Consider the following 24,845-nt stretch of genomic DNA (forward strand, 5'->3'; position numbering starts at 1 on the left):
ACCCTCCCGCCGCGATCACCGACCCGGTAGATGTTGAGTCATGGACGATCTCGACGCGATCAAGCAACTCAAGTACCGCTACCTGCGGGCCCTGGACACCAAGGATTGGGATGTGTTCGCCGAGACGCTGACCGCCGACGTGACCGGCGAGTACGGGTCGAGTCTGAGCTTCACCACCCGCGACGAACTCGTCGACTTCATGCGCACGTCGGTCGGCCCCGCGGTGATCACCGAGCACCGCGTCACCCATCCGGAGATCGACGTCGAGGGCGACGAGGCGACCGGACGCTGGTACCTGCAGGACCGGGTGATCGTTCCGGATTTCCAATTCATGCTGTTCGGGGCCGCGTTCTACGCCGACCGATACCGGCGGACCGAACACGGCTGGCGGATCTGCGCAACCGGCTACGACCGCACCTACGAGGCGAAGATGAGCCTGGCCGACGTGCCCAGCTTCGCCCTCGATGTCGGTCCCGCGATCCGGGTGTGACGCGATGTCACCGCGTGGTGGGATCTTCGCGAACCGGCTCGACGCCGGCGCTGCGCTCGGACGGAGACTGCGCACAGATCGCCGCTTGGTGGAGTCCGCGGATCGGGTCGTCGTCCTGGGTCTCGCACGCGGTGGCGTACCGGTGGCCCGAGAGGTGGCGTCGGCGTTGGGCGCACACCTCGATGTGCTCGTGGTGCGCAAACTGGGTGCGCCGAGCCATCCCGAGTTCGCGATGGGTGCGATCGCGGCCGGCGAGATCGTCGTCAACGACGACGTGCCACGACGGCTCGGTGTCTCGGCGGAGCAGTTCCAGCAGATCGTCGACCGCGAAGATCGCATCCGGGTCGATCGGGAGCACCGTTATCGCGAAGGGCGCGAACCGATCTCACTCGGCGGGCGGATCGTCGTACTCGTCGACGACGGGTTGGCCACGGGGTCGACGATGGAGGTGGCGCTACGGGCGGTCCGTGCCGCCGGGGCGGCGGCGGCGATCGTCGCGGTGCCGACCGGCCCGCAGGACGTGCTCGAGCGATTCGGCCGCGACGACCAGGTCGACGATGTGGTGTGCGTGATGACCCCGGAACCGTTCTATGCCGTCGGCGGTTCCTACGACGACTTCCGCCAGGTGTCCGACGACGAAGTGCGGCGCTGTCTGAGGTCCGCGGACTCAGGCGGTGGGTGAGTTCGCCTTGAGCAACAGGGCGGCGATCTCGGAACGGTCGGCCACGTCGAGTTTGGTGCACGCCCGGTAGATGTGGCCCTCGACCGTGCGAACCGACACGGTGAGCCGTTGCGCGATCTCCTTGTTGGACAATCCGGCGGCGACCAGATTCGCGATCTCCCGCTCACGGGTGGTCAACGGCAGCGGCTGTGCCGCCTCCACCAGCGCCGGCGTGCGCAGGCCACCGCACTCCGAGGCGAGACGGTTGGCCACCGCAGCGGACGCCACGGTGGCGGCCCGACTGCCGTTAGCCTCGTGCAGCACACTTGCCTGCGCGGCCGTGTCGGCCGCGGAGAGCTTGAACCCGAGTTTCTCGAATTCGGTTGCGCACAAGTCGAGTTCGACCGCGTCGCGCGCCTCGAGAGCTTCCGCGTGCCGGGCGTAGAGACCCACGAGCGGCCCGTCGATCCGCGTGGCCAACTCCTGCAGCCGGGCGGCGCCGGATGCGTCGGAGAACCGGGCGGCGGAGTGCAGCGCCTCCGCCTCGATCGCGAACTGGGCGGACGCACGCGCGTCGTCGGCAGCTTTCAGCGCGGTCTGCACGGCCAGCGACACGGTGCCCGCGGAGGCCTCCTGCCACGACTTCGCGATGGCCAGCATCGGCCCGAACACCGCGATGTGGCGGCCGTACTTGTCCTGGGCCTTGCGTAACGCGCGCGCCGCGGCGTCGACCTGCCCACCGGCGCTCAACGCCTGCACGAGATAGAACATCGCCGGATAATTCCAGGATTCGGCGACACCACGACCGCTGTCGAGGGTGGCGAGCGTTTGCTCCATCCGGCGGCCGACCGATGCGCTGTCCCCGCGGGCCATGTCCACCACCGAGACGAGGATGCCGGCCATCCCCCAGCCCAGATACTGCCCGACCGTGGAGAAATGCACGTAGCGGTCGGCGCGCGACGCCGCCTCGTCCAACTGGCCGGTGAGGGTGAGGGCGAGGATCTCACCGAGACCCGCGGGAAAGCGGAGCAGACCGTCGGTTACGGCTTCGGCAACCCGCGCGCGTGCGGCGAGCGCGGCGACCTCGTTGCCCCGACCGGTCACGGCCAGGGCCAGGCTGCCGCCGAACACGCCCCACGCCACCGCCCACGGACTGGGGTTGGGCGAGTTGAGCACCTCGTCGGACAACGCGATGGCGTCCTCCACGCGGTTCTCGAAGATCGCGCACGTCGATGCGATTCCCTTGACCACGAGCGCGAGGTTCGGGTCGGTGACCTTCTCCTGCAGCATGTCGAGGATGTCGTCGGCGCGGTCGGCGTCGCCGATCGCCCAGAAGACGGTGGCGAACCGCAGGCCGCCCCAGAACACCAGCTCGATCTCGTTGAGGTCGTCGGGCCGGAATCCGGACAGGACGTCGTCGGCCTCGACCGCGTAGCCCTGCCACATCAGCGACCGGGCCAGTGGTTCGGCGGCGGCGAAGCCGCTGCCCTCGGCGACGGCGGCGCGCGCGAATCGTTCACCCAACGGGGCGTTGGCGAATGCCAGGGCGTCGCGGGCGGCGGCGCTCATCAGGCCCGGATCGATGGCGACGTCGCTCTCCAGCGCGAGGTCGGCCAGTCGGATGCGTTCGGCGGCGGTGTCGGTGCCGCGGCCCTGCAGCGCCTTGACCAGTTTGCCGCGCAGCCGCCGCGACGACGCGAGCCCGAGCCGGTGGCGGATGACCTCGCCGAACAGGGGATGGTTGTACTGCACGGTGAGTCGACGGCCGTCGCGCAGAATCCGCACGAGACCGGCGATCTCCGCCTCCTCCACCGCCTCGTCGCCGGCGAGATCGCCGAGGACGTCGATGTCGAGCGGTTCACACAGCGCCAGGTACTTGAGCACTTTGAGGACCGGGTCGTCGAGCTGCTCGATGCGGCTCTCGAGCAGGGACGCGAGTTCCGAGGTGATGGCGGCGCGACCGCGCAGCTGCCAGATCCCGTTGACCTGCCGCAGCGTGCTGGCCTGCCGTGCACCCTCGACGAGGTGCCGCAAGAAGAGCGCGTTGCCGCCGGATGCCTCCCACATGAGGTCGGCCGACAGGCCTTCGAGCTGTCCGCCGAGCACCGATTCGATCAGCTCGACGCTCTGACGTTTGGTGAACGGCGAGAGCGTGATCCGGGTGAGGTGGTTGTCCTTCCACAGTGAGGTCACCGCGTCCGGGACGGACTCGCCGGACCGGACTGTGGCGACGATGTGTACGGCCCGGTCGATGGCCAGCTGGTGCAGCAGGGTCGCGGAGAGCTCGTCGAGCAGGTGGGCGTCGTCGACGCCGATCACGACGTTTCCGTCGGCCAGCAGCGACTCGCGGGCCGCCGCCAGATAGGTCACCGGGTCACTGGAGGTCGCCGGCCCCACCAGGTGCGCGAACACGCCGAGCGGGATGCTGCGCGCGGATTCGGTGCCCGCAACCCACCGCACGCCGCCGTCGAGGGCCGAGGTCACGTGGCGCGCCAGGGTGGTCTTGCCGACACCCGAATCGCCGGTCAGCACAACACCACACGCATTCGTCTCACCGCGCAGTGCGGCTTCGATGATGCGGAACTCTTTCTCGCGCTCGACCAGAGGCCAATCGGAGGACATGGCGGAGAGTTTAGTCTCACCGGGTCATCGGTGACACAGGTCAGGGTATGTGTACCGCCGTGGGTGCCCGCCCGGCGACGCGGCGCTCAGGCGTCGCGACGGTCGGTGACGACGATGCCGAGCGCGAAGAGGACGATCGCGAACACCGCGAAGTAGATCAACGATCCATACGCGTTCCAAAGGTAGTCGACGCCGCCGAGCTCCGGGTTGAGGAAGCGGGAGCCGTTCGCGAAGGGCAGGAACGGAGCGATGGCGTCACCGACCCTGGGCAGGATCGACAGGATGCCCTCGATGGCGAGATTCCAGATCAGCACGATGACGATCGCGCCGGCCGTGTGCCGGACGATCGCGCCGACGCCGAGACCGATCAGCACGTAGAACAGCGCCAACAACGGGGTGCCCCAGAGCTGGCGGAGCACCACGGAATCGCCGAGGTCGATGCCGGTCGCGGCGCCACCGGCCGCACGGGACAGCACGACACCTACGACGGCGAGGACGAGGGTGACCAGGAAGGCGAGCAGACCGAACACCGCGGCCTTCGCGATCAGCACCCGCGACCGGGTCGGCACCGCCTGAAATGTGGTGCGGATGGTCCCGAAACGGTATTCGCTGGTGACGGCCAGCACCGCCATGATCATCAGCACCAGCACGCCGAAAGAGTTGAGGCCGACGAGTGCGGTCCATGCGGCCTGTCCGGGGGTGGGTCCGAGCGACCCGCTGGTGCTCAACGCCGTCACCAGCGCGAGGCCGACGGCGAGGATCGCGACGATCGCAACGCACCAGTACGGGGATCGGGTGGACGTCAGTTTGATGCGCTCGGCATCCATGGTCGCGATCATCGCGGCCCTCCCTGCGTGGGCGCGCCGGCCGGTCCGTGTGGCCCACCGCCCTGGTACTGCACCGCACCCGCGGTCATCGACATGAACACCTCTTCCAACGATGCGGTGGCACCGGTCAACTCGTGCAGGGCGATCCCGGCATGGGCCGCGATGTCGCCGACCTGGTCGGTGACGACGTCGGCGATGTTCAGGACGGGCCGCCCGTCGTTCGCCATTCCCGGGGTGACCGACAGGCCGGCCTCGGCGAGGACGCGGTGGAGTTCGGGCAGTTGCGGGCTGCGCACTCGGACGCTGCTCGATGCCCGGCTGGTGAATTCCCCGACCGAGCAGTCGGCGATCAACCGTCCCTGGCCGATGACGACGAGGTGATCGGCGGTCAGCGACATCTCGGTGAGCAGGTGGCTGGACACCAGCACCGTGCGGCCTTCACGCGCAAGGTTGCGCATGAATCCGCGGATCCAGACGATGCCCTCGGGGTCGAGCCCGTTGACCGGTTCGTCGAACAGCAGGGTGTGCGGATCGCCGAGCATCGCGCCGGCCAGACCGAGCCGCTGCTTCATCCCCAGCGAGAAGCCGCCGGCTCGTTTGGACGCCACCGACGAGAGCCCGACCATCTCGAGGGCCTCGTCGACCCGCCGCTTCGGGATGCCGTTGGATGCCGCCATCCAGCGCAGATGGGACCGGGCGCTGCGGTTGGGATGAATCCATCCGGCGTCGAGCAGCGCGCCGACCTGCCGCAGCGGATGGTCGAGGTCACGGTAGGGCTGCCCGTTGATGGTGACGGTGCCCGAGGTCGGACGGTCCAGTCCGAGCATCATGCGCATCGTCGTGGATTTCCCGGCCCCGTTGGGCCCGAGGAACCCGGTCACTACCCCGGGCCGGACCTCGAAGGTGAGGTCCTCGACGGCACGCACCTGCCCGAAGACCTTGGTCAGGTTCTCGACTCTCAGCACGTCCTCGACCTTAGACATGGCGGGTGAACGACGGAGGACGCCGGCTGTTCTGTGCGTGTCGGGTCATTCGGGTGGCGGGCAAGACCACCTCCCGTCGGTCGAGTAGCGGGCGAGCCGCCACGCGGTTCCAGCTTCCGCGGCTCCACCTCCCGCCGGTCGTCTCCCGCTGGTCGAGTAGCGGGCGAGCCGCTAGGCGAGAACGCGTATCGAGACCTGGTGCGATGCAAGAGGTCTCGATACGTTCCTCGCCTAGCGGCTCGGAACTACTCGACCAACGGGTGGGGCACCGCGTTACGCGAGACACTTGACCAACGGGTGGGCACCAGGGGCACGATGTCGCCCGCGGACCGCGTGCCGGCGATAGCGTGGACACGTGCCGGTCACCTTCGCCGTCCTCTTGTGGTCCGTCGCGGGCCGGGAACAGCAACTCCATGCCTACGAGGACGATGTGTTGCGGCTCGTCGGTGAGCACGGCGGGCGGGTGATCGCGCGGGCACGCCGCGTCGAGTCGGACTCGTCGCACCCCGTGGAGACCCAGATCATCGAGTTCGCCGACACCGCCGGATTCGACTCCTACATGGTGGATCCGCGACGGACATCGATGTCGGAACGTCGCGATGCGTGCGTGGAACGCACCGAGGTGTGGCCGATCGAGATGATCTGACCGGTCTCAGGTCGCGTCCGCCGGGACCAGTGCGGCGAGCAGCATGCGGGCCGCGGTGGCGATCAGCGCGTCGCGGTCCGAGTTTGCCGGACGTAGCAGCGCGATCCGCAGGCACAGGTTCGCGGTGGCGCCCATGGTGATGAAGACGAGGTCGTCGAGTTCGGCCGGGGTGAGGTCGGGGCGCAGGCGCGCGGGCAGGATGCGTGCCAAGGGGACGAGCGGTCCCTCGACCTCCGCCCACGCCTCTCCGAACTCGGTCTCCGACGTCGAGTACGACACGCGTAGCACCGGATCGTGCTTCTCGAATGACGTGGTCAGCGTCTCCACGATGGTCACCATCGCCGTCATCGGCTCGGCATCCATCGCGCGTCCCACGCCCGTGGCCAGTGCGGTCGTGATGTCGCGGATCGCTGCGGCACGGAGTTCCTCGATGAGCGCATCCATGTCGGCGAAGTAGCGGTAGACCGTCCCGATGCTGACGTGAGCATCGTCGGCGAGTTCCTGCGTCGTCGGACGCCTGCCGGGTCGACGTGCGAGCAGGTCGACGGCGCTCGACTGTAGGCGTTTGCGCATCTCAACGCTGCGTTCCTGCTGTGGACGGGCACGTCGGGCGGGTCGCGAACCGCGCGCAGATGTTCCGGCCATGAAAGTGAATAGTAAGTGAGGATTCCTCGTGTTTCGCTTGTTCGCATGGAGTCGATGCCGAAGGACCTGTGCAACGCCGACCTCGCGGTCGCGCGCTACGGGCCGGTGGGTGAGCGCTGGCTCTCGGAGATGTGGGTGGGTGACGAGCTCGCCGACGCCGTCGTGAACGACACATTTCCGGGATCGTCGTCGACCGAGGCGGTACGCATCGCGTTGGAACATGGCATCGGCGCCGTCGACCACGCACCCGAATCGTTGCGCGAGCTGTTCGCCTTTCTCGACGACGAGCCGGAGTGGGTCGACCACGCACGGCTCGACCGCGCCGCCGACGCGCTGATCCGGCACACCGCGGCACTGGGCGTGGTGCTCGCCGCCGCGTCGCTGCTGCGCGGTGCGGGCAACAGCATCGCCGGCAAGCCGCTCGTGCAGACGGGCCGCTATGCGTCGATGCCGGCGGTCCGCTCGGTCGAGGTCGGCGAGTGGCTGCGCCACGTCATCACACCGGGTGGGATGCGTCGCGACGGTGCCGGATTCGCGTACACCGTTCGCGTCCGGATGATCCACGCGCATGTGCGTCGCGGCCTGTACCGTGCCGGCATCTGGGACGAAGCCGCATGGGGCGTGCCGATTCCGCAGCCGTACATGGCATTCACCATGGCCGAGTTCGGCCACATCGCCCTCGACGCGATGCGCAGCCTCGGGGTGCGGCTGAGCAACGACGACCTCGACGCGATCTATCACCTGTGGCGCTACGTCGGGCACGTGATCGGTATGGGCGAGTTGAATCCGACCGATGCGGCCGATCACATCCGCATCGAGGAGTTGTACCGGCTGACCTCACCGGGACCCGATGACCACGACCGCGAGTTCGTGGTCGCACTGACCGACGACTATCTGATCCCCGAGTTGGCCAACACCTTTCCCGGCCCGGACGCGGCGCGCCACAAAGTGGCGAGCACCCTGGTGCACGGCCTGCAGCGGGTGTTCCTCGGCGATGCCGATGCGGAGGCACTGCACATTCCGGACACCCGGCTCAAGTACGTCATCCGGGCCGCCGGCCCGGCCCTGGCGGGTCTCGGACACCTCCGGATGGTGGTCGGTGGTGGACCACAACGGATCTCCCGTCGCGGGTACCGGGTGCGCGACGCGGAGATGGCGCGCATGCGGGCGGCCTACGACGTCACGCACCAGCTCGTCGACGACGCGCCTGTCGCCTCTGCCTCGGTCTAGGCCCGGCCAGGCGAGGATGCCCTCGCCCAGAAGCGCTTCGGGATGCGGCCCGCGCCGGCCGCGTACCGGCCGCCGATCACCGCATGCCGCATCGCTGCGGCCATCCGTTCCGGGTCGTCGGCGCGGGTGACCGCAGACGCGAGAAGCACTGCATCACAACCGAGTTCCATCGCGAGTGCCGCGTCGCTCGCGGTGCCGATCCCGGCGTCGAGGATCACCGGCACGTCGCTGTCGGCGACGATCATCTCGATGTTGTGCGGGTTCGCGATTCCGAGCCCGGTACCGATCGGCGATCCCAGTGGCATCACCGCGGCGACGCCGAGGTCCTGTAACCGAGCGGCGAGCACCGGGTCGTCGTTGGTGTAGGCCAGGACGGCGAATCCGTCGTAGACCAGGGCGCGGGCGGCATCGAGCAGTTCGATCGGGTCCGGCAGCAGGGTCCGTTCGTCGGAGACCACTTCGAGCTTGACCCAATGGGTTTCGACGGCCTCCCGCGCCAGTTGAGCGGTCAGCACCGCTTCGGCGGTGGTGTGGCACCCGGCGGTGTTCGGCAGGATCGCGATACCCAGGCGACGAAGCAACTCGATCATCCCGGTTCGCGAATCGGGGCTCACCCGCCGGAGTGCGACGGTCGTCAGCTCAGTTCCGGAGGCGATCAGGGCACGCTCCAACACGGCGAGATTCGCCGCACCTCCGGTGCCCATGATCAGCCGGGAGGTGAACTCGCGGTCGGCGATCCGCAGTGGGGTGTCGTGTTCGGTCATCGTCGTGTTCTCGGTCGTGCTGTCCGTCGTCATGTCATCCTCCCTGGACCGCGGTGACGATCTCGATTCCGGCGCCCTCGTGCAGCGATCGGTCCCACCGGCCTCGGGGCACCACCTCGCCGTCAACGGCGACCGCGATCCCGCGCTGCGGCAACCCCATCGCCATCACCAGATCCCCCACGGAGGCATCAGGACTCATCTCCCGGGCCTCACCGTTGACGGTGATCGTCATCATCGCACTCCTCCATCATTCGCGGCGCCGGTGACGCTCTCGGCACGGTCGTCGCCCAGTAGCGTCATCACCACGTCAGCGGTGTACGGCGCCAACAGGATTCCGTTGCGTCCGTGGCCGGTGACGACGACGACCCGCTCGTCGACCCGGCGGACGACGGGCAGACCGTCGGGGGAACAGGGCCGCAGTCCGGCGCCGGCCTCGATCAGTTCGTAGGTCCGAAGGCCCGGCATCAGCTCCACCGCATCGGACAGCAGGTCCGTCACGCCCCCGACATCCGGTGCGACCGCGGTCTCGTCGAACGGTTCGTACTGGGTCGCGCCGACGACGACACCGTCGTGGCGTGGCACCAGGTACACCGACCGGCCGTGCATGCGAGCCCGCACCACGTGCGTCGGCGGGGGCACCGACCAGCGGGTGCGGCGTAGCCGCAACACTTCGCCCTTCGCGGCGTACAACCCGAGATCTGCGACGAGCGCCCGGCTGCCCAGTCCCGCGGCGACGACGATCTCGTCGGCGTCGATGGTCGACAGGTCGGTGACCTCGTCGTCGACGATGTCCCCTCCACTGTCGGTGATCGCCGTCCGCAGCCGGTCGAGTAGACGACGGTTGTCCACGGCGCCTTCGCCGGTGGCGAGAAAACCGCTGTGCAATCGCGAGCTCAGTCCCGACTCGAGCCGCCTGATCTCGCTGGGGCCGACCGGTCGCAGATCGTCGTGCGCCCGAGGCTGTCGTGCCCAGACGAAGTCGGCGAGGGTTCTGAGGTGCTCGGCGTCGGCGGACGCGGCGGCGACGAACAGAGAGTCGGTGGCCGCGGAGATCTGCGGATCCCCCAGTCGCGTCAGCAACGTCGGCCAGCGCCGGACCGACTCCACCGACAGCTTCAGCAGTTCATCCTCGCCGGGGTGCCCCTCGCCCAACGAGCCCAACATCCCCGCCGCCACCCAGGCCGCCCGACGATCGGTCCCGGCATCGTGGACACGGACCCGCCACCCGGCATCGACCGCGGCCAAGGCGCAGGTCAGGCCGATGACGCCGCCCCCGACGACGGCTAGCTCACGGGGTGTTCGAAGGTGTGTGTCGGCATGCGCCACGCAGATCATCCTTCCTTCGCCGGCATTACCCGGATCAGGTCAAACGGTCAGCGGAGGATCGTTCCGCACTCTCAGCCCGGCGTACCCCGGGCTCCCGTGTCGTACTCCTCCAGAGTAACGGTGACCAGAATCTGTTTCGTGAGGGATGGCCTTCGTGGCGGGCCTTCGTGACGCCCGCTCCTTCGTCGCGGGCTCCTCAGGCAGCGGTGTGGTGACACGGGCTCCTCAGGCAACAGTGGGGTGACGCACTAGCGTGACCACCGTGACCGACACCCGAACTGCGAGGATCGCGCGCCTCACCGACTCCCGTCTGTACCTGTGCACCGACGCCCGCCGTGAGCGCGGCGACCTGATCGACTTCGTGTCCGCCGCGGTGGCGGGTGGGGTCGACATCGTCCAGCTGCGCGACAAGGGCTCGCCGGGGGAATCGGCGTTCGGAGCGCTCGAGGCGCGAGAAGAGCTCGAGATCCTGGGGCGGATGCGTGAGGTGGTCGACCGCCACGGCGCGCTGCTCGCCGTCAACGATCGTGCCGACATCGCCTCGCTGGCCGGGGCGGATGTCCTGCACGTCGGCCAGGGCGACCTGCCCGCCGACATGGCCCGGCGGGTGGCCGGAGAAGGGATCGCCATCGGCATCTCGACGCACGACACCGACCAGATGCGGCACGCCGTCGCCGACGACCATGTCGACTACTTCTGTGTGGGACCGTGCTGGCCGACCCCGACGAAGCCGGGCCGATCGGCACCGGGCCTCGACCTGGTCGCGGCGGCTGCGGCGACCGGGACCGACAAACCGTGGTTCGCCATCGGCGGCATCGACGCCGACCGTCTCGACGCGGTCACCGCCGCCGGTGCGCGACGAGCAGTGGTGGTCCGCGCCATCACCGCGGCCGAGGACGCCACAACAGCGGCGGCGGAACTCCGCGACCGCTTCTGAGAGCTCCCACGCGTCGCCCGTTCGGCCGATAAGTCGGTTGCTACACGGAACGGGCGAGGTCTATGGTTGGCGCCATCATGATGTGCAAGCAGAGCGCGCTCGTAACCCGCCGCAGCGGGGTCTGATTCGACCGACCCCCCGCTGCGGGGTCACTTGCGTTGCCTGCCCGTCGGTCTCCATCTCCGATGAGAAATCAGATCCGATGCACACCATTCAGCGTCATCCCAGTCAGCGTCATCCCAGTCCCGGCACATACGAGCCGTCGCGATGCGACCCGTTCCACGACCGATTCGGCCGCCCACTGCCCCGCGGTCTGCGTGAGCAGGCGACGGGCCTGAGCTGGCAGGACTTCCTCGAGGAGTTCGCGCCGCGCGGAGCGATCCGGCTCGGCACGTGGACTTCCTCCCCCAACCACCAGGACTCGGTCACCTGCCGCGCCACCATCGGCCTCGCCGACCGGATCATCTCCTTGCAGGCCACTGCGGCCGGCCCGATCGGGGCCCTGACCTCGATGCTGTATGACCTCGGCGCGCCGGTGCAGATCGTCGGCCTGCACCAGTACGTCGTCGACGACACGGTCATGACGTTTCTGCTGTGCGAGCACGATGATCGTCAGTGCTGGGCCTACGGAACGGGACCGACCGCCGACGACGCGAACGTGGACGCCTTGATCGCCGGTGCCAATCGGCTGCTCAGCTCTGCGGGTCGAGTGCGCTGATCCGCTCCTGCAGACGTGGCCAGGCCTTCTCGAATCCGGGGTGCAGCGGGAGGTTCGAGACGTCGCCCTCCGGCACCCACCTCAGTTCGGCGGACTCGAAGTTGGCGATCGTGTGCACGGGCTCGTCCACCTCGGCGATCACGGTCGTATAGGTCCAGCCACTCGGCGACTGATGGGTCACCAGGGCGGCGACCACGCGCAGTTCGCTGTCCCCGATCCCGGCCTCTTCGTCGGCCTCCCTGATCGCGGTGTCGATCGCGCTCTCGTGGGAGTCGCGCGCACCGCCCGGCAGCCCCCAGGTGCCGCCCTGATGCGACCACACCGCCCGGTGCTGAAGCAGAATCGCGATGGAACCGTCGGGCATCGGCGCCCGCAGCAACAGGCCTGCCGCCCCGTTACGGCCCCAGTAGCGTGAACCGTCCGGATCGACCACCCAACCGTCGCCGTCTCCGCGCACCCTGCCTCCTGAGTTCGTGACGCACCCCGACATGATCCGGGGCCCGGACGACACCCACCGTATGTGAGTCATTCGACAGTGACCAGTGCGCGAACCCGGAATTCACCGTGTCCGTCGATCGGGGCGCGTCGTTTCGGCGAGTTGCGGGACACGCCCCTCCCACCGAGCCGTGCACGCAGGTGAGAGCTAGGGTTGAGGCAGATGATCGGGCCGCCGTACCCGTGTCCGGCGGTGGGCGAAACATCTGCACTGCCCGCGGCGACAGACAAGGTGGAGAACCGTGAAATCGACGCCGGCGCGACCGGCACGATCGGAAAGTGACGCCGGCATCATGGAGAGTTCGGAAGGCAGCTGACGTGACCGGCGACGTCTCGCCCATGCGGACCGCGCTCACCCGCGCCGGTCGGACGATCCGGCCCGGTCCCACCGCTCCCCCGATCCGACAGGTTCTGTCGGACCGTCGCGATCTGGTGTCGTCGGCTCGGCAGCGCGCGCAGTCGCCGCTGACGACACTGCGTCACTACGCGGTCACCAGCCCGGGGAAGCTGATCCTGATCCTGGTGGTCCTCGCCCTCGCCTGCCTCGGGACCGGGCTCTACGCCTCCACGACGCTGGAGAACCGGACACAGACGTTGCGGTTGATGATCGACCGGACCGAACCCCTCGCGGAGGCATCTCAGGTCCTCTACAGTTCGCTGTCGATCGCCGACGCCTCGGCGAACTCCGCGTTCATCTCCGGCGGACTGGAATCGCCGGAGTTGCGGACCCGGTATTCCGATGCGCTGGCCACGGCGTCGTCGTCGCTGGTCATCGCGGCGGGCTCAGCCGAGGACGTCGGGAGTGCGCCGACGAGTACGGCGGAGCGCGAGATCGACGCCGATCTCAACACGCTCGCCATCAGCATCCCCGTCTACAGCGGACTCGTCGAGGTCGCCCGGACCAACAACCGTCTCGGCAATCCGGTCGGTTCCGCGTACCTCGGCGAGGCATCGTCGCTCATGCAGGAACGGATTCTGCCGGCGGCCCAGCGGCTCTATCAGCGCCGCTCGATGGCGATCGCCGACCCGCAGAGCGCCCTGACGAAGCCGCCGTGGGGGGTATACATCGCCCTCATCGCGCTCATCATCGGCCTCGTCATGACCACCCGCTATCTCGCCAGACGCACCCGGCGGCGTTTCAACATCGGCGTGCTGTCGGCGCTGATCGCCGTGGTCGTCGGCACCGTCTGGTTGCTGACGTCGGGGTTGATGTCGGTCGCGGCCACCAACAACGCACGTATCGACGGCTCGGCCCCGCTGCGGGAATTGACGTCGGCGCGCATCCTCACCCAGCAGGCGCGGTCCGCGGAGACACTGTCCCTGGTGCGACGCGGCGACCAGGACGATCTCGATCGCACCTTCGCCGACACAACCGCGGCGATCGAACGTCTCCTCGACCGGGTCGACGGCAACCGCGGCGACTCCAGCGCCGTCACCGACGCCCAGCTCTACAACGCCAACTACGTGCTCGACCGGTGGCGCGAACTCGACGCGCAGGTCCGTCAGGAGATGGCCAACGGCAACTTCGCCGCGGCCCGGACGATGACCGTCGGCGACGGGCGACTGACCACCGCGCAGGCCTACCGCGACCTCGACCGGGCCCTCACCGACACCATCACCACTACGCGGCTGGAGTTCCGCGACGACATCAACACCGCTCAACGCGTCCTGGGGTTCACCGGCACGGGCATCCTCGTGCTGACGCTCTTCGCCGGGGCCGCAGTGGTGATCGGGCTGATCCCGCGTATCCGGGAGTACCGATGACGAGACGGCGTGCGTCGGGCACTTCGATCAGACGGCTGTTGACGGCGGCCGCAGTGCTCCTGGCGATCTGCGCATCGACCACCGCCTGTTTCCGGTTCCCCGCGCCGGAGTCGCCCCCACCGGTGGCGTTCGGCGTCAACCCGACGCCTCCCGGCGCCGAGAGCCAAGTCGCCCGCGAGCCCGTCCCGAACTCGCAGAACTGTGACGCGACGGTGAGCCTGCGACCGGGGCCGCTGCCACCGCCTAATCGGATGCCGCGGGGCAGCACGATGGCGGAGATCCAGGAACGTGGCCGCCTCATCGTCGGGCTCGACATCGGCAGCAACCTGTTCAGCTTCCGCGATCCGATCAGCGGCGACATCCAGGGATTCGACGTCGACATCGCCCGGGCGGTGGCGCGCGGCATCTTCGGCAACCCGGCCACCATCGAGTTCCGGGTCCTGAGCTCGGCCGACCGTACGCAGGCGCTCGTGGACGGCAGCGTTGACATCGTCGTGAAGACCATGAGCATCACCTGCGACCGCCTGCAGGAGGTGTCGTTCTCGACGCCGTATTACGTTGCGTATCAACGTATTCTGTCAACACGCAACTCCGGGGTCAACGGTCCCGCAGGGCTGGCCAACAAGCGGGTGTGCGCCGCACGCGGAACCACCTCGATCGGGCGCCTCCAGGCCATCGCGCCCCGTGTCAGAATGGTCACGACGACCACCTGGGCGGATTGTCTGGTTCTGATGCAGCAGGGTCAGGCAGACGCGGTGAGCACCGACGACGCCATCCTCGCCGGCCTCGCCGAACAGGACCCCTGGGTGCAGCTGGTGGGACCGAGTCTCGGCGCGGAGTTCTACGGTGTGGGCATCCCCAGAGGCCGCGACGACATGGTGCGCTTCGTCAACGGGGTTCTGGACCGTCTCCGGCTGACCGGAGAATGGCAGCAGATGTACAACCGGTGGCTGTCCATCCTGGGGCCCGGCACCGGACCACCACAACCCGTGTACCGAGACTGACCGTGTACCGAGACTGACAGGGGAGAAACCGATCGAGTGACGACGGCCGAGACGAGATGAGCGAGCACGAACAGCGCACCGACGCACCGGAGTCCGCACCGGACACCGGCGGCGTCGACGTGGGTACGCAGGCCGCATCGGCCGACGACCTGGACGTGGGTACGCAGGCGGTGTCCGCAGACGAACTCGACGTCGGAACACAGGCCGCATCGGCCGACGATCTCGACATCGGTACGCAGAAGGCGGATCTGGCCGACCTCGATGTCGGTACGCAGTACACACCGGGCCCTGCGGCGGATGACGACGACGCGTACGAGGGGGACGAACCCACCGATCGCGTCGCGAACCGCGCCGGGTCTACGATCCCGACCGATGTCATCTCCGCACTCGGTTCCGGACGCCGCCTCGTCCCCCGCAACCGATCGATGGTGCACGATCGCCGGCTGGGCAGCGGACTGGTCGAGCTGCCGAAGATCATCGACATCGAACCGGCGGACGCGGTCCTGAGCGAACCGGTCATCGCCGAAGGCAAGCGCAGCTGTTGGAAGTGCGGAAAAGCGGTGGGGCGCAGCTCCGGACCGGGTGAGGGCGATCTCACCGGCGAGTGTCCGCACTGCGGGGCGCACTACTCCTTCGTCCCCGGACTCGCGCAGGGCACGGTGGTCGCCGACCAGTACGAGATCACCGGTGCCATCGCCCACGGCGGGCTGGGGTGGATCTATCTCGCAATCGACCGCAATGTCTCCGACCGGCCGGTCGTCCTCAAGGGTCTGCTGAACTCGTCGGACTCCGAGGCCCAGGCCGTCGCGGTCGCCGAGCGGCAGTTCCTGGCGTCGGTGAATCATCCCGGCATCGTCAAGATCTACAACTTCGTCGAGCATGCCAACGAGTACGACGACCGTTTCGGCTACATCGTCATGGAGTACATCGGCGGCCAGACCCTCAAACAGATCACTTCGGAGGACGAGGGTGGCACGGGCCTGCTGCCGGTCGAGCACGCCATGGCATACATGCTCGAGGTGCTCCCCGCGGTCGGCTACCTGCACTCCGTCGGCCTGGTCTACAACGACGTCAAACCCGAGAACATCATGGTGGGTAGTGACGAGGTGAAGTTGATCGACCTCGGTGCGGTGTCGGCGATCAACGGGTACGGCCACCTGTACGGCACGCCCGGGTTCCAGGCGCCGGAGATCGTGAAGACGGGCCCGCAGGTGGTCACCGACATCTACAGCATCGGCCGGACCCTCGCAGCCCTGACCGTCGACATGCCGAAGCGCAACGGCCGGTATCTCGACGGCCTGCCGAGTCCGGAAGACACCCCCGTTTTTCGCGACAACCCGTCGTACTACCTTCTGCTGCAACGTGCTACGGCGCGGAACCCGGACGATCGTTTCGCCACCACGGACGAGATGACCACGCAGGTGCTGAATGTGCTCCGCGAGATCGTCGCGGTGCACACCGGAGTGCCGCGGCCGTCGCTGTCGACGGTGTTCACCCCGCAGCGGTCGACATTCGGGACCGACCTGATGCTGGCGCCGGTCGACGGCTTCTTCGATCCCGAGCAGGCGGCGTTCTACGACCCGGTCGACATCGCCCGCGCCCTCCCCCTGCCGCTGGTGAATCCGGCCGATCCGGCGGCGGGAATGTTGACTTCTGCCGCGTTCTCCGATCCGCGGCAGACCCTCGACTCGATTCATGCGGCGCGCGCCGACGGCTTCTCGTCGTTGTTGGGGAGGGCCGGCAAACGCAAGCACCCGTCGCTGGAGATCGACCTGGCCGAGGTGCGTGCCCACCTCGAGCTCGACGACGTCGACACGGCCCTGGCATTGCTGCGTGACGTCTCGGCCCATCACGGCGACTCGTGGCGGGTGCAGTGGTATCTGGCGATCTGCGCCCTGATGAACGACGAACCGGAACTGGCATACGAACGCTTCAGCGATGTGCTGCAGGCGATGCCCGGTGAGGTCGCGCCGAAACTGGCCGTGGCCGGCACCGCCGAGCTCATCGGCCGCTGGCTGTCGGACGAGTCGCCGCCATCGGACAGTCACGGAAAGCGCATCGCGGAGCTGTTCGATGTTGCGGCCCACCACTATCACGACCTGTGGCTCACCGATCACGGCATCGTCACCGCCGCATTCGGACTGGCCCGGCTGGCGGTGGCGGCCGGCGACGTGTCGGCGGCGATCGACCCGCTCGACGAGGTGCCGCCGACCAGCCGGCACTTCAACACCGCGCGCGCGACCGCCGTACTCGCCCTCGTCCACGGCCGACCTATCGCCGACGTCACCCGCGATCAGGTCGTCGAGGCGGCGCGCCGGGTCGGCATGATGCCCGAGGGCGAGCCGCGCAAACAACGGCTGCTGCTCATCGTGCTGGGCACGGCTCTCGGTTGGGTGCACGAGAATCCGGACACCGATCCGTCGCTGCAGCCGACGACGCTCCTCGGCTACCCGTTCACCGAGCAGGGACTACGCGCCGGCACCGAGCGCTGCCTACGCGCCCTGGCCCGGCAGACCCGGTCCAATCGTGATCACCGCTTCATGCTCGTCGACCTCGCGAATTACGTTCGGCCCGATACGATCTTCTGACTGCGACTCGCCGCTCCCTGAGGAACGAGGCGCCAGCCAAACACCGCCCCCTGAGGAACGAGGCGCTAGCCGAGTGTCACGAAGGGCCCTTCGAGACGCTCGCAAGCTCGCTCCTCAGGGAACGGAAAGGGGACGCTCGCAAGCCCGCTCCTCAGGGACCGGAAAGGGACGCTCGCAAGCTCGCTCCTCAGGGAGCGATTGCGGCAGCCTGCCGTGCGATGGCGAGTTCCTCGTTGGTCGGCGCCACCAGCACCGCGACGTCGCTGTCATCCGCGGAGATACGGCGGGGTTCTTTGCTGCGCAGAGCATTTCGATCCGGATCGACGACGATGCCGTAGCGCTCCAGGCCAGCGAGCGCGTCGGCGCGGACACTGGTCGCATTCTCCCCGACCCCGGCGGTGAACGTGATCGCATCAACCCGCCCCAGCGCGATCATGTACGCCCCGATATAGTGGCGCAGCCGGTGGATATAGACGGCGTAGGCACCACGCGCGGCGTCGTCCCCGTCGTCCATCTTCTGGGTGATCGTCCGGAAATCGTTCTCGCCGCACAGACCTTTCAGACCGGACTGCTTGTTGAGCAGCGTGTCGATCTGGTCGACCCGCAGCTTCGCGACGCGATTGAGGTGCAGTACGAGTCCGGGATCGAGATCGCCACTGCGGGTGCCCATCACCAGCCCCTCGAGCGGGGTCATGCCCATGGATGTGTCGATCGGTCGGCCACCGGCGATCGCGGATGCGGATGCCCCGTTACCCAGGTGCAGGACGATCTGGTTGATCTCCTCGGTGGGCCGGCCGAGGAACTCGGCGACCTGACCCGAGACGTAATCGTGGCTGGTCCCGTGGAATCCGTAACGTCGGATCGCATGCATACTCGCGACCCCGCGGTCGATGGCATAGGTGGCGGCCGCGTCGGGAAGCCCGTGGAAGAAGGCGGTGTCGAACACGGCGACCGACGGCACGTCCGGTAGCAGCGACCGGGCCGCCTCGATGCCGATCAGGTTGGCCGGGTTGTGCAGCGGGGCAAGGCTGGAGATCCGCGTGATCTCGGAGATCACCTCCGCGTCGATCACGGTCGGCCGATAGAACGTCCGCCCGCCGTGCACCACCCGGTGCCCGACGGCACGGAGATCGGCGCTACGCAGGTCCGTGCCGTGGTCGGCGAAGAACCGCATCGCGCGTTCGATGGCCGCATGATGGTCGGGCAGTTCAACGACGTCGGTCTCGGACTCACCGTCCTGCTCGTGCGTGATGGACGAGCCGGCCTCGCCGATCCGTTCAGCGATCCCGTCGGCGAGCACCTCGTGTGTGTCCGGGTGCAGCAGCTGGTATTTCAGCGACGACGACCCCGCGTTGAGGACGAGGACGGCCCCGGCGGCGCCCGCGCTCACGCGTCGGCCTTCGCTGCCGTCTGATTCGTCGCCGCCGCCTCGGCCTGGGCCTGGATGGCGGTGATGGCGACGGTGTTCACGATGTCGGAGACCAGCGCACCGCGGGACAGATCATTGATCGGCTTGTTGAGCCCCTGCAACACCGGGCCGATGGCCACCGCATTGGCGCTGCGCTGCACCGCCTTGTACGTGTTGTTGCCGGTGTTCAGGTCGGGGAAGACGAGAACCGTGGCCTGCCCGGCCACGGGCGAGTCCGGCATCTTGGTGGCCGCGACGCTGGGTTCGACGGCGGCGTCGTATTGAATCGGGCCCTCCACCAGGAGTTCGGGCTCGCGTTCGCGAACGAGATCCGTTGCCACTCTGACCTTGTCGACGTCGGCACCGGAGCCCGACTGGCCGGTCGAGTACGACAGCATCGCGACGCGTGGATCGATGCCGAACTGCGACGCCGTCTGCGCCGACGATATCGCGATGTCGGCGAGCTGTTCGTCGGACGGATCGGGCACTACTGCGCAGTCGCCGTAGGCCAGCACCTTGTCGGCCAGGCACATGAAGAAGACGCTCGACACCGTGCTGACCCCGGGCTTGGTCTTGATGATCTCGAACGCCGGGCGGATCGTGTGGGCGGTGGTGTGCACCGCACCGGACACCATGCCGTCGGCAATTCCGGTGTGCACCATCATGGTTCCGAAGTACGACACGTCGTGCATCAGCTCGGCGGCACGTTCGATGTCCATTCCGCGATGCTTGCGGAGCTCGGTGTACTGGGCCGCGAAGTCGTCGAGCAGTTCCGACGAAGCCGGGTCGATGACATCGACGTCATCGAGCTCGACACCGAGTTCCTGTGCACGCGTGTAGATCTTGTCCTGCGGACCGAGCAGCGTGAGGCGCGCGACGCCCCGACGGAGGAGTTGGCCGGCCGCACGGAGGATGCGATCCTCGTCGCCCTCGGGGAGCACCACATGCTGTGGCTCCGACCGTGCCCGCGCGATCAGCCCGTACTCGAACATCTGCGGGGTGACCACCGACGGCGCCCGCACATCGAGCACCTTGAGGACGGCCTCCGGATCGATGTGGCGCTCCATCAGCCCGAGTGCCGCGTCTATCTTCCGTGCGGAGTCACGACCCAATCGGCCACGGGTGTGTGCGGCCGTGCGGGCCGTCTCGTATGTTCCCTGGCCGCAGGAGATGATCGGCAAGGTGGGCTTGAGACCCTTCACGAGCGCCTCGATCATCGGGTGCGGCCGCAGACCACCGTTGAGGATGATCCCGGACAGACGCGGAAACCCTTGTGCGGTATTGGCATTGACGAGCGCGAGGAGGACGTCGGAGCGGTCGGCGGGCGTGATGACGACGGTGCCGTCGGTGAGTCGCTCCAGGATGTGCTCGACGGTCATGCCGCCGGCCATCACGTTGAGGGCTTCCCGGTCGAGCAGCACCTCGTCGCCGCTGTACATGTTCGCACCGAGCGCATCCTTGAGTTCGGCCATGGTGGGCGCGAACAGCACCGGCTCCTCCGGCAGGCACCAGGTCGGCACCCCGACTTTCTCGACCTCCTGCCGGGTGACCGTGAGAAGTTCGGGCGCACAACGGTTGACGATGATCGCCGCGGTGGTGGCGTGAGCGGCCGCGATCTCCGTCAGCAGCAACTCGGCGATGCCGGCCATGTCGACCGCGCTGCGCTCGGACGCCTTGATCGCCAGGATGATCGGCGCGGACAGGTTCGCCGCGATGCGGGCGTTGTAGCTCAGTTCGGACGGATTCCCGACGTCGGTGTAGTCGGAGCCGACGATCAGGACAGTGTCGCAGCGGGCCTCGACGGCATGGAATCGGGCGACGATGTCGCCGATGGCCGCCTCCGGATCGGCGTGGACCTGGTCGTAGGTGACGCCGATGCGCTCCTCGTAGGGCAGATCGATGGAGTCGCGGTCCATGAGGAGATCGAGGATGTAGTCGCGCTCACCGGACGTGGCCCGCGAGATGGGCCGGAAGACGCCGACGCGGCCCCCCCGAGCGGACAGCAGTGACAGCAGCCCGAGGGCGATGGTCGACTTGCCGGTGTCCCCCTCGGCGGAGGCCAGGTAGATGCTGCGCGACGTGACGGTGTCTGCACCCATGGGTTCACCCTATCGGCGATCGGGCGGCGACAGCGGGCTGATTCACGCCCCGTTCACCGTGCCGGCGGGCACGCAGCGTCGTCCCCGACCCTCAGATCAGGACGCCCGGATTGCACACACCGTCGGGATCGAAGGTGTTCTTGACCGCCCGCAAGGCGTCGAGCGCGAGGTCCCCGATCTCGTCGTGGTACCCGTCCCGGTGATCGCGGCCGACCCCGTGGTGATGGGTGATACTCGCTCCCGCCCGGCGGATCGCGGCGTTGGCGGCGGATTTCGCGGCCGACCACTGTGCGATCGGGTCGTCGGCCTGCGGGCACACGACGGTGAAGTAGAGGGATGCACCCGAGGCGTACACGTGACTGATGTGGCACATCACCAACGGCGGGGTGCCCTGCTCGGCGAGGGTGTCGGTCAGGGCGGCGGTGACGGCGGCCTTCACGTCATCCAACCGCGACCAGAATGTCACGGTCTCGAGGGTCTCGACCAGCACACCGGCGTCGAGGAGCGGATCACGCAGATAGGGCGCCCGGAACCGGCCCGTCCGCCAGGCCTCCCCCGGCTCCGTCCCGGCGGACACGCCGCCGGCGGCATGCAGCGCGTCGGTGACGGCGGCCCGTCGTCGTTCCACCTCGTCGTCGCGGCCTTCGTAGCCGACGATGACGAGACATCCGCCCGCGTCGACCCCGAGTTCGCCCGGGTCGGCGAGGTTGATCGAGGTCTCCACCTCGTCGGACAGTCGGATTACCGTGGGCATCGGCCCGTCCTGTGCCAGGCTGCGCAGGGCTGCCGCGCCGGAGTCGAAGTCGTCGAACCGCCAGCCCTCGAAGATGCGGTGCGTGGGAGCGGGCCGGATGCGGACGGTCACCTCGGTGATGATCCCGAACACCCCCTCGGAGCCCAGAAGCAGCTGACGCAGATCCGGCCCGGCCGCCGACCGGGGGGCTGTGCCGACCTCGACGGTGCCGCGCGGCGTGGCGAGGACGATGTGCTCGACCATCTCGTCGAACCGTCCGTATCCTGCCGACGACTGCCCGGCCGAGCGGGTCGCCGCGTAGCCGCCGATGCCCGCACCTTCGTAGGACTGCGGAAAGTGTCCGAGGGTGTACCCCTTGGCGCGCAACAGTTCTTCGGCGCGCACCCCGCGCAGTCCGGCCTGCAGTGTCGCGGTCCGGGAGATCTCGTCGACGGCGACCAGCCGGTCGAGGCGGCCCATGTCCACCGACACCACGCCGGCGAAACCGTCGCGCTGCGGAGCGAGGCCGCCGACCACCGATGTCCCACCGGTGAACGGCACCACCGCCACGCGGTGCTCGGCGCAGATCGTGAGTATCCCCAGCACGTCGTCGTGAGAACCGGGGGTGACGACGAGGTCGGGCGCGTCCGATCCGTCGCCGCGCCGCAGGGCCAGGATGTCGGGGGTCGAGTAGCCGCGGGTGTGGTCGATGCGTTCACGGTGGTCGTCGGTGACGTGACCGGAACCGAGCAGGTCGGTCAGTGCGGCGCGCGCCGCGTCGGGGACCGCCGGCGCGGGGAGCGCGACCTCGTCCGGGTCGGCGACGCCGGCGTCGCCGACGCCCGCGCCGACCAGCGCCGCAGCAGCAGCCGGTAGTTCCGCCGGGGAGCCGGGGTCACCCCATCGTGGCCGTCGCATCCGGACGACGGGCAATGCGGTCTCGTCGTCGTGCTCGGTCGTCTCGTCGGCCATCGACCCCACCTCCTCGTGAGCGTTACACATTCAGCGTAACTGTCACGATGCGGCTCGATCACACGCCGGTGGCGACGGGGATCATTTCACGATGGCGCGGACCACCAGATCGGCGACGTCGTCGTCGGAGAGAGCACTGTCGGGGATCAGCATCAGTGAGTAGATGGTGCGTACCAGGAACTCGGCGGCTCCCCGTGGATCGGGGCGTAGCTGCTCGGCGATGTCGGGATCGAGGTCGGGCAGCGTCTGGTCGACGATCTGGTGGATCAGCGTCGGCCCCGACGCACCCTTGGTGGCAACCAACGCCCGCACGACCTCTTCAGGTTCGTTGCGCAGGATGTACTGCAGCGCTTCGTGTTCGCGGATGTACGGCAGGACATTGAGCACTTGGACGCGCACCTTGGCGGCGGCGTCGGATTCGCTCTCGGCCCATTCGCGGAGCTTGACCCGCAAGGCGACCACCTCGCGTTCGACGATGGCCGCGATGAGCGCGTCCTTGCCGCCGAACATGCGATATGCGGTGGCACGCGCGACGCCGGCCTGGCGTGCGACCGAGGTCAGGCTGAGGCCCTTGGCGCCGAACCGCGACACCAACGCCACCCCGACGTCCACCATGCGCTCGCGATCCATGGGAACAAAGTATCGGACGCACACCATCGACCGGACCGGTTGCCGGGCCGGTCGATGGTGACCGTACGGATCACCGCTGAGCGGGCCGAACTGGATTATCCAGTCGACGATCGCGAGCGGTGATGCTCGCGGTCATCGAAGGCCCCCCTACAACGGGACTGAGTACTACACCGCCAGCTTGCGCAGCCGCGGCGCGAGGTCTTTCTCGAAGTTGTCCAGGAAGCGGCGCTGGTCGTGGCCGGGTGCATGGAACACCAGGTGGTTGAGCCCGGCGTCGGTGTAGAACTTCACCTTCTCGACCGCCTCGTCGGGATCGGAGGCGACGATCCACCGCTTGGCCACCTGCTCGATCGGCAGCTCGTCGGCGAGACGCTCCATCTCGGTCGAGCTGTTCACGCTGTGCTTCTGCTCGGCGGTCAGCGACAGCGGGGCCCAGAACCGGGTGTTCTCGAGCGCCAGATCCGGGTCCGGGTCGTAGGAGATCTTGATCTCGATCATCCGGTCGATGGCCTCGAAGTCACGCTCGGCCTTCTCCGCACCTTCTTTGACGGCCGGGATCAGCTTCTCCTGGTAGAGCTCGGCGCCCTTGCCCGAGGTGCAGATGAACCCGTCCCCGGCGCGCCCCGCATACCGCGCGACCACCGGGCCGCCTGCGGCGACATAGACCGGGATGGGCTGCTCGGGGACGTCGTACATGTAGGCGCCCTGGGTCTTGTAGTACTCGCCGTCGAAGTTCACTTCCTCGCCGGTCCACAGCTCACGCATCAACCGGATCGATTCACGCAACCGGGCAAAGCGTTCCTTGAACTCCGGCCACTCCCCCTGGAAGCCGGTCGCGTACTCGTTGAGCGCCTCGCCGGTGCCCACGCCGAGCATGACCCGGCCCGGATACATACAGCCCATGGACGCGAACGCCTGCGCGATCACGGCGGGGTTGTAGCGGAAGGTCGGCGTCATCACCGAGGTGCCGATCATCACGCGCTCGGTGCGTTCGCCCACCGCGGCCATCCATGCCAACGAGAACGGCGCATGTCCGCCGTTGTGGCGCCACGGCTGGAAGTGGTCGCTGACCGTCACCGAGTCCAGACCGTGCTCTTCGGCCGCCACGGCGATCTCCACCAGCTCGCGCGGATCGAACTGCTCCGCCGACGCCTTGAGTCCGAGTTTGAGTTCTGCTGCCACGCTGCTACCTCGTTCCTTTGTCGGCCGCGGCCGGACGAACACTCTGACTCCAACGTACTCAGCCGGTCGTCGGCGCGTTCATCCGCCAGCGGACCTCAGGCAGTGGACCTCAAGTGGACTT

22 protein-coding genes and 1 riboswitch are annotated in these 24,845 nt (G+C 68.2%); of the genes, 9 read left to right on the forward strand and 13 right to left on the reverse strand.

Features of this window, described 5'->3' with window-relative positions; all coding sequences use genetic code 11:
• Positions 1 to 40 precede the first annotated feature (40 nt).
• Positions 41 to 490 (forward strand): nuclear transport factor 2 family protein, encoded by a 450-nt coding sequence (locus VZC37_RS14170; protein WP_330433226.1) that lies wholly within the window; start codon positions 41 to 43, stop codon positions 488 to 490.
• A gap of 4 nt (positions 491 to 494) precedes the next feature.
• Positions 495 to 1,172 carry a phosphoribosyltransferase gene (locus VZC37_RS14175; protein WP_330433227.1) on the forward strand — a complete coding sequence of 226 codons (678 nt, stop codon included), beginning with the start codon at positions 495 to 497 and terminating at the stop codon, positions 1,170 to 1,172.
• On the opposite strand, the gene VZC37_RS14180 is transcribed toward VZC37_RS14175, so the two are convergent.
• From VZC37_RS14180 to VZC37_RS14190, 3 genes are all read right to left on the reverse strand, one after another.
• Positions 1,158 to 3,773, reverse strand: a complete 2,616-nt coding sequence (locus tag VZC37_RS14180; protein ID WP_330433228.1) for a helix-turn-helix transcriptional regulator — start codon at positions 3,771 to 3,773, stop codon at positions 1,158 to 1,160. The two genes, VZC37_RS14175 and VZC37_RS14180, sit on opposite strands and share 15 nt — an antisense overlap.
• Before the next feature lie 86 nt (positions 3,774 to 3,859).
• Complete coding sequence (locus VZC37_RS14185) at positions 3,860 to 4,612, reverse strand: ABC transporter permease (RefSeq protein ID WP_330433229.1); 753 nt, start codon at positions 4,610 to 4,612, stop codon at positions 3,860 to 3,862.
• Entirely contained in the window at positions 4,609 to 5,565 is a 957-nt protein-coding gene (locus VZC37_RS14190) for an ABC transporter ATP-binding protein (protein ID WP_330433230.1), read from the reverse strand. The genes VZC37_RS14185 and VZC37_RS14190 overlap by 4 nt, the downstream gene beginning before the upstream one ends.
• A gap of 373 nt (positions 5,566 to 5,938) precedes the next feature.
• Here VZC37_RS14190 and VZC37_RS14195 point away from each other — a divergent pair, with 373 nt between their 5' ends.
• Entirely contained in the window at positions 5,939 to 6,229 is a 291-nt protein-coding gene (locus VZC37_RS14195) for a DUF1330 domain-containing protein (protein ID WP_330433231.1), read from the forward strand.
• Between the two features lie 6 nt (positions 6,230 to 6,235).
• Here VZC37_RS14195 and VZC37_RS14200 read toward each other — a convergent pair whose 3' ends face one another.
• Positions 6,236 to 6,802 carry a TetR/AcrR family transcriptional regulator gene (locus VZC37_RS14200; protein WP_330433732.1) on the reverse strand — a complete coding sequence of 189 codons (567 nt, stop codon included), beginning with the start codon at positions 6,800 to 6,802 and terminating at the stop codon, positions 6,236 to 6,238.
• A 117-nt stretch (positions 6,803 to 6,919) separates the two neighbouring features.
• Between VZC37_RS14200 and VZC37_RS14205 the strand changes: the two genes are divergently transcribed.
• Positions 6,920 to 8,104, forward strand: coding sequence for an oxygenase MpaB family protein (locus VZC37_RS14205; RefSeq protein WP_330433232.1), 1,185 nt, complete (start codon positions 6,920 to 6,922; stop codon positions 8,102 to 8,104).
• Here VZC37_RS14205 and VZC37_RS14210 read toward each other — a convergent pair.
• From VZC37_RS14210 to thiO, 3 genes are all read right to left on the reverse strand, one after another.
• Complete coding sequence (locus VZC37_RS14210; RefSeq protein ID WP_330433233.1) at positions 8,101 to 8,901, reverse strand: thiazole synthase; 801 nt, start codon at positions 8,899 to 8,901, stop codon at positions 8,101 to 8,103. The two genes, VZC37_RS14205 and VZC37_RS14210, sit on opposite strands and share 4 nt — an antisense overlap.
• A 1-nt stretch (position 8,902) precedes the next feature.
• Complete coding sequence (gene thiS, locus VZC37_RS14215; RefSeq protein ID WP_330433734.1) at positions 8,903 to 9,100, reverse strand: sulfur carrier protein ThiS; 198 nt, start codon at positions 9,098 to 9,100, stop codon at positions 8,903 to 8,905.
• Entirely contained in the window at positions 9,100 to 10,194 is a 1,095-nt protein-coding gene (thiO, locus tag VZC37_RS14220; RefSeq protein WP_330433234.1) for a glycine oxidase ThiO, read from the reverse strand. The genes thiS and thiO overlap by 1 nt, the downstream gene beginning before the upstream one ends.
• A riboswitch (TPP riboswitch) is annotated at positions 10,188 to 10,302 on the reverse strand. (Overlaps the previous gene by 7 nt.)
• Positions 10,303 to 10,456: 154 nt before the next feature.
• Between thiO and thiE the strand changes: the two genes are divergently transcribed.
• Positions 10,457 to 11,131 (forward strand): thiamine phosphate synthase, encoded by a 675-nt coding sequence (gene thiE / locus VZC37_RS14225; RefSeq protein WP_330433235.1) that lies wholly within the window; start codon positions 10,457 to 10,459, stop codon positions 11,129 to 11,131.
• A gap of 202 nt (positions 11,132 to 11,333) precedes the next feature.
• Positions 11,334 to 11,849 carry a hypothetical protein gene (locus VZC37_RS14230; protein ID WP_330433236.1) on the forward strand — a complete coding sequence of 172 codons (516 nt, stop codon included), beginning with the start codon at positions 11,334 to 11,336 and terminating at the stop codon, positions 11,847 to 11,849.
• Here VZC37_RS14230 and VZC37_RS14235 read toward each other — a convergent pair.
• Complete coding sequence (locus VZC37_RS14235) at positions 11,824 to 12,306, reverse strand: NUDIX hydrolase (protein ID WP_330433237.1); 483 nt, start codon at positions 12,304 to 12,306, stop codon at positions 11,824 to 11,826. The two genes, VZC37_RS14230 and VZC37_RS14235, sit on opposite strands and share 26 nt — an antisense overlap.
• Before the next feature lie 356 nt (positions 12,307 to 12,662).
• Here VZC37_RS14235 and VZC37_RS14240 point away from each other — a divergent pair, with 356 nt between their 5' ends.
• From VZC37_RS14240 to VZC37_RS14250, 3 genes are read left to right on the forward strand one after another with little or no spacing between them, the layout of a single operon-like run.
• Entirely contained in the window at positions 12,663 to 14,108 is a 1,446-nt protein-coding gene (locus tag VZC37_RS14240) for a hypothetical protein (RefSeq protein WP_330433238.1), read from the forward strand.
• Positions 14,105 to 15,112, forward strand: a complete 1,008-nt coding sequence (locus VZC37_RS14245; RefSeq protein ID WP_330433239.1) for a glutamate ABC transporter substrate-binding protein — start codon at positions 14,105 to 14,107, stop codon at positions 15,110 to 15,112. Before VZC37_RS14240 ends, VZC37_RS14245 begins: the two co-directional genes overlap by 4 nt.
• Positions 15,113 to 15,168: 56 nt before the next feature.
• Complete coding sequence (locus VZC37_RS14250; RefSeq protein ID WP_330433240.1) at positions 15,169 to 17,700, forward strand: serine/threonine-protein kinase; 2,532 nt, start codon at positions 15,169 to 15,171, stop codon at positions 17,698 to 17,700.
• A 187-nt stretch (positions 17,701 to 17,887) separates the two neighbouring features.
• Here VZC37_RS14250 and VZC37_RS14255 read toward each other — a convergent pair whose 3' ends face one another.
• The 5 genes from VZC37_RS14255 to fgd form a co-directional block, all read right to left on the reverse strand.
• Positions 17,888 to 19,090: an acetate kinase gene (locus tag VZC37_RS14255; protein ID WP_330433241.1), complete on the reverse strand. Its 1,203-nt coding sequence runs from the start codon at positions 19,088 to 19,090 to the stop codon at positions 17,888 to 17,890.
• The gene (pta, locus tag VZC37_RS14260; RefSeq protein WP_330433242.1) at positions 19,087 to 21,207 is read right to left on the reverse strand and encodes a phosphate acetyltransferase; all 2,121 of its coding nucleotides are present in this window, start codon (positions 21,205 to 21,207) and stop codon (positions 19,087 to 19,089) included. The genes VZC37_RS14255 and pta overlap by 4 nt, the downstream gene beginning before the upstream one ends.
• A 91-nt stretch (positions 21,208 to 21,298) precedes the next feature.
• A complete protein-coding gene (locus VZC37_RS14265; RefSeq protein ID WP_330433243.1) occupies positions 21,299 to 22,912 on the reverse strand; it encodes an FAD-binding oxidoreductase in 1,614 nt (537 codons plus the stop codon).
• Between the two features lie 81 nt (positions 22,913 to 22,993).
• Positions 22,994 to 23,542, reverse strand: a complete 549-nt coding sequence (locus VZC37_RS14270; RefSeq protein ID WP_330433244.1) for a TetR/AcrR family transcriptional regulator — start codon at positions 23,540 to 23,542, stop codon at positions 22,994 to 22,996.
• 165 nt (positions 23,543 to 23,707) lie between these two features.
• A complete protein-coding gene (gene fgd / locus VZC37_RS14275) occupies positions 23,708 to 24,724 on the reverse strand; it encodes a glucose-6-phosphate dehydrogenase (coenzyme-F420) (RefSeq protein WP_330433245.1) in 1,017 nt (338 codons plus the stop codon).
• Between the last annotated feature and the right edge of the window lie 121 nt (positions 24,725 to 24,845).

Source organism: Gordonia sesuvii, assembly GCF_036350415.1.
Lineage (GTDB): Bacteria > Actinomycetota > Actinomycetes > Mycobacteriales > Mycobacteriaceae > Gordonia > Gordonia sesuvii.

What these genes read in the sequence shown, in the direction of transcription:
- VZC37_RS14170 (WP_330433226.1), top strand. Translation starts at nt 41, where the DNA reads ATGGACGATCTCGACGCGATCAAGCAACTCAAGTACCGCTACCTGCGG.
- VZC37_RS14175 (WP_330433227.1), top strand. Translation starts at nt 495, where the DNA reads ATGTCACCGCGTGGTGGGATCTTCGCGAACCGGCTCGACGCCGGCGCT.
- VZC37_RS14180 (WP_330433228.1), bottom strand. Translation starts at nt 3,773, where the DNA reads ATGTCCTCCGATTGGCCTCTGGTCGAGCGCGAGAAAGAGTTCCGCATC.
- VZC37_RS14185 (WP_330433229.1), bottom strand. Translation starts at nt 4,612, where the DNA reads ATGATCGCGACCATGGATGCCGAGCGCATCAAACTGACGTCCACCCGA.
- VZC37_RS14200 (WP_330433732.1), bottom strand. Translation starts at nt 6,802, where the DNA reads ATGCGCAAACGCCTACAGTCGAGCGCCGTCGACCTGCTCGCACGTCGA.
- VZC37_RS14205 (WP_330433232.1), top strand. Translation starts at nt 6,920, where the DNA reads ATGGAGTCGATGCCGAAGGACCTGTGCAACGCCGACCTCGCGGTCGCG.
- VZC37_RS14210 (WP_330433233.1), bottom strand. Translation starts at nt 8,901, where the DNA reads ATGACGACGGACAGCACGACCGAGAACACGACGATGACCGAACACGAC.
- thiS (WP_330433734.1), bottom strand. Translation starts at nt 9,100, where the DNA reads ATGACGATCACCGTCAACGGTGAGGCCCGGGAGATGAGTCCTGATGCC.
- VZC37_RS14230 (WP_330433236.1), top strand. Translation starts at nt 11,334, where the DNA reads ATGCACACCATTCAGCGTCATCCCAGTCAGCGTCATCCCAGTCCCGGC.
- VZC37_RS14245 (WP_330433239.1), top strand. Translation starts at nt 14,105, where the DNA reads ATGACGAGACGGCGTGCGTCGGGCACTTCGATCAGACGGCTGTTGACG.
- VZC37_RS14250 (WP_330433240.1), top strand. Translation starts at nt 15,169, where the DNA reads ATGAGCGAGCACGAACAGCGCACCGACGCACCGGAGTCCGCACCGGAC.
- pta (WP_330433242.1), bottom strand. Translation starts at nt 21,207, where the DNA reads ATGGGTGCAGACACCGTCACGTCGCGCAGCATCTACCTGGCCTCCGCC.
- VZC37_RS14265 (WP_330433243.1), bottom strand. Translation starts at nt 22,912, where the DNA reads ATGGCCGACGAGACGACCGAGCACGACGACGAGACCGCATTGCCCGTC.
- VZC37_RS14270 (WP_330433244.1), bottom strand. Translation starts at nt 23,542, where the DNA reads ATGGATCGCGAGCGCATGGTGGACGTCGGGGTGGCGTTGGTGTCGCGG.